We start from the raw sequence: 3,968 nt of genomic DNA on the forward strand, positions 1-3,968 counted from the left end.
GATTTTCCAAAAGGGCAGCTTTGTATTCCTGTTTTAAGTGATCCACAACAGCTGCTACCGGTTCAATCTGTTCAATCCCTGTAGTTCCTTGTCCTGCAGACCAGATATCTTTCCATGCTTTTCCATGTTCTGCCGACAATTTGGAAAAATCTTCTTCTTTTTTCTCCGAAATGTCAATCCCGGATTTTTCAATGCTTGGGATCAGGAAATTGGCATTCACACCGGAAATTCCGTCTGTATACATAATATCGTCGATGTGGGAAGCAACTAACATCTTTTTGTATTCGGGCTGGGCCATACTTTCTTCCGTTGCGATGAAACGTGTGCCCATATAAGCGAAATCTGCGCCCATAGTTTGCGCTGCCAGAATATCTTTTCCCCTGGTGATAGTTCCGGCAAGAATCAATGTTCCTTTGTAGAATGATCTGATTTCTTCTACCAAAGCAAACGGATTTGCAGTTCCTGCGTGACCACCGGCTCCGTTTGCAACAGCAATAATTCCGTCCACGCCAGCTTCAATTGCTTTTTCAGCATGTCGCTTCTTGATGACATCGTGAAATACCAAACCTCCGTAACTGTGTACTGCGTCGACAACTTCTTTGACGGCTCCCAGGGAAGTAATGACCAGCGGAATTTTGTATTTGACGCAAAGCTCCAAATCCGGCATGAGTCTTGGATTGGTTTTATTGACAATCAGGTTGATTCCAAAAGGAGCAGGTTTCCGACGTGTTTCTTCTTCAAATTGCTTCAACTCTGTTGTGATCTCGATCAAAAACTGTTCGAAATCTGCAGAGCTTCTTCCATTCAATGAAGGTAAAGTTCCAACAATTCCGTTTTTACAGCATTCGATGACTAACCTGCTTCCTGAAACGAGAAACATGGGCGATGCGATGACTGGCAGGATCACGCTGTTTTTAAGTTCTTTGATATTCATATTTGATTGATTTTTTTAAGCCGTATTTTTCAATTGGAAATTACGGATAAATCCTGGAACCCACTATAAATTCAACCAGTAAACCAATCGCTCAATGGATGCTTTCAGTTGTTTTTTTCCTGTTTCGCTGTTATCGTAAGTTTTGTAAAAATTCCGGTATGCCTGTTCCTTTAGTTGGCTTTCAACTTCTGTTTCGTCGGATTTTTCAGAAAAAAAGCAATTCATTTCTACTTCTCCTGACAGGTTTAAAGTAGCAGAAGCAAATCCGATTAATTGATTATCATTCACAGCGATTGTTAAAGGCAAACCAAAATCGGATGATAACTTGTTGTTTTTCCCGGACGAAATTTGGGACGTTGTGTTTTTGTAGATGTGAACGATTTTATTCAATTCGGAAATGTAGACATTGTCAAATTGAACTTGAGATGGATTCTTCACTTTTGCCTTCATACACTTGTTGTTTCGACAAAGTTACGGAGATAACTATATTGGATACAGATACAGAAATGATGATTAAAAGGGGTACAGGTGAAAGAATTGTCAGTAGGATGAACTTTTGGGGTAATTCCGCAATATTACGTCCGACTCAATTCGTTAACAAGAGTGTTTTCGGGAGATTATTCGTGTTATCTGGACGTAATATTGCGGAATTACGTCCGGATTAAAGGACAGAGAAATAATGCAGGTAACCGTTTTCAATGGTCAAAGGAGCATCAAAATTCGTTTCATACAAACCGCCAGTGCCCAATCCCTGAGGTAAAACCGGATGATATTCCGCTGTAAACTGAGCAATGGCGTTCAAACCAATATTACTTTCCAATGCCGATGTGATCCACCATGGAATGTTTCTGCTGTCTGCCAATTCGATCCATTCTTTTGTACCGCTGAATCCGCCGTGAAGACTTGGTTTCAAAATAATATATTGCGGACGGATAGCATCTAACACAGCCATTTTCTCTTCCGGAAGATTGATTCCGATCAATTCTTCATCCAATGCAATGGGAAGCGGAGTTTGAGCACATAATTCCGCCATGAGTTCCCATGAACCTGCTTTGATCGGTTGTTCGATGCTGTGAAGATCCAGTTTCGAGAGTTCTTCCAATTTCCATAAAGCATCATCCGGATTAAAAGCTCCGTTTGCATCTACCCGTAAGGTGATTCGGGAAGAATCAAAACGCGAACGGATTCCCTCCAATAAGTTCAATTCCTGTTCGAAATCAATAGCTCCGACTTTTAGTTTGATACAAGTGAAGCCAGCGGCAAGTTTCTCTTCAATCTGACTTTGCATGTAGGCAGGATCTCCCATCCAGATCAAGCCATTGATTGGAATTTTGAATCCGGAAGTACTTTTCGCTGAATTGAAAAAGATTTGTTTTCCACCATTTAACAAGTCGAAATAAGCGCTTTCCAGTCCGAATAAAATGGAAGGATAATCAAGCAATAATTCCTTGTTTTCAATAAACTGAAGCGGATTCTGGCAAATGGTTGTAAGCTGTTTTTCATATTGCTCGTCCGAAACATAATCAGGAGAAAGTCCCGGAATAACAGAACATTCGCCTAAACCCGTTGTTCCATCGGGATTGCTCAGTTTCAGTTTCCATCCTTTCTTTTGGGTCAAAACACCGCGACTTGTTCCGCTTGGACGCTTGAAATCCAATACAAATGCTTCAAAAGAAGCCGTCAGTTTAGTTTGATTCAGAGAATCCATTGGTTGACAGAAACGCTGATGACGTAGAGAATACTGATGAAAAAAGTTCCCAGTGCGACTGTTTTCAATTGAGAATCCAATTCTCTTGGAACAGTATTTTTAGTCACAAAGACAAGGTGTTTGATGAACAAAATTGCCGGTATCAACGAAATGAAGCCCAGCCAATTTTTGGTCAGTATGAGAAACAAAATCCAGCTTGTAAAAGCAGTTGAAATGAGAAAGAAGTGGTATTTCTTTGCATTCTTCGCTCCGAGTTTCACGACCAACGTTCTTTTTCCTACTTTTTCGTCATTCTCACGGTCCCGCATATTGTTGAGATTCAAAACGGCTGTACTCAGAAAACCGATCGTAACCGCCGGAAGAACCAATTCCCAGGAAAGTGTATCGGAGAATAGGGGATAAACGCCCATCACGCTCACCAATCCGAAGAAAACAAAGACAAATAAATCCCCCAAACCGTTATAACCGTAAGCTTTTTTACCGATGGTGTACGTAATCGCAGCTAAAACGGAAGCAATTGCCAAACCGATGTAAATATAAATGCTGGTAACGGAAAGATTTTTTGTTCCGAAATAAATCAGGAATCCTGCACTAAGAAAAGAAACGGCAGCAGTTAAAATAACTGCCTTTTTCATAGTGCTTTTAGAAATGGCTCCGGATTGGACAGCCCTCATCGGACCGATTCTTCCTGCATTGTCGGCACCTTTCAGGGAATCTCCCAAATCATTAGCCAGATTGGATAAAATCTGGAACAATAGGGTGGTCGATAAGGCCAGTGAAAAAATAAGCGGATTCCAGTATCCCTGATAAACTGCAATGAAGGATCCGACCAATATTCCTGAAATGGATAACGGAAGTGTTCTTAAACGAAGAGCACTTATCCAGTCTGATGAATTTGCCATGCTCAAATTTCGGTATTTTAATTCTTCAAAAAGCTAATTATAAACGGAAAGTTTATGAATTGATAAAAAAATGGTTTCTTTGTTTGAATTAAACTGAGTATATGAAAAAACTCCTGGGAATAATCATTCTATCAACAGTTTCTTTTGGAAGCTATTCACAAAACGAATCCGGATACCGAAATTTTGCAATTAAATTCTCTCCGACACAATTGGTTGCAGGGGAATTTAACTTCAGCTACGAACAGCGTCTGGCAAAAATTATCAGCCTGGAATTAGAAGTCGGACCAACTATTTCACAATTCGGATTGAATATGGGAAATCAAAAATTGTGGCAGGGGGATTTAGGCTTTGGGAATTATAAGCCGATTGATCCGGACGCAGATGCCTCTATTGGTTTTCACATTTCACTGGCTCCAAGATTTTA

The 3,968-nt window shown here is 40.4% G+C and carries 5 protein-coding genes; 1 reads left to right on the plus strand and 4 read right to left on the minus strand.

Translation table 11 applies throughout. The features are described 5' to 3' along the window. The 4 genes from Q1V93_RS06670 to menA all read right to left on the minus strand — a co-directional run. On the minus strand, nucleotides 1-934 hold a 934-nt coding region (locus tag Q1V93_RS06670; protein ID WP_300663037.1), incomplete at its 3' end, for a nitronate monooxygenase. 63 nt (nucleotides 935-997) lie between these two features. After that, the gene (locus Q1V93_RS06675) at nucleotides 998-1,384 is read right to left on the minus strand and encodes a hypothetical protein (protein WP_300663039.1); all 387 of its coding nucleotides are present in this window, start codon (nucleotides 1,382-1,384) and stop codon (nucleotides 998-1,000) included. Between the two features lie 211 nt (nucleotides 1,385-1,595). After that, nucleotides 1,596-2,642: an o-succinylbenzoate synthase gene (locus tag Q1V93_RS06680; protein WP_300663041.1), complete on the minus strand. Its 1,047-nt coding sequence runs from the start codon at nucleotides 2,640-2,642 to the stop codon at nucleotides 1,596-1,598. After that, nucleotides 2,630-3,544, minus strand: a complete 915-nt coding sequence (menA, locus tag Q1V93_RS06685) for a 1,4-dihydroxy-2-naphthoate octaprenyltransferase (RefSeq protein WP_300663043.1) — start codon at nucleotides 3,542-3,544, stop codon at nucleotides 2,630-2,632. The genes Q1V93_RS06680 and menA overlap by 13 nt, the downstream gene beginning before the upstream one ends. A gap of 101 nt (nucleotides 3,545-3,645) precedes the next feature. Here menA and Q1V93_RS06690 point away from each other — a divergent pair. Beyond that, on the plus strand, nucleotides 3,646-3,968 hold a 323-nt coding region (locus Q1V93_RS06690; RefSeq protein ID WP_300663045.1), incomplete at its 3' end, for a hypothetical protein.

Source organism: Fluviicola sp., from assembly GCF_030151805.1.
Taxonomy (GTDB): domain Bacteria; phylum Bacteroidota; class Bacteroidia; order Flavobacteriales_D; family Crocinitomicaceae; genus Fluviicola.

Bases quoted from the DNA above. Each gene is read 5' to 3' on its own strand.
- Q1V93_RS06675 (WP_300663039.1), bottom strand. From the start codon at position 1,384: ATGAAGGCAAAAGTGAAGAATCCATCTCAAGTTCAATTTGACAATGTC.
- Q1V93_RS06680 (WP_300663041.1), bottom strand. From the start codon at position 2,642: ATGGATTCTCTGAATCAAACTAAACTGACGGCTTCTTTTGAAGCATTT.
- menA (WP_300663043.1), bottom strand. From the start codon at position 3,544: ATGGCAAATTCATCAGACTGGATAAGTGCTCTTCGTTTAAGAACACTT.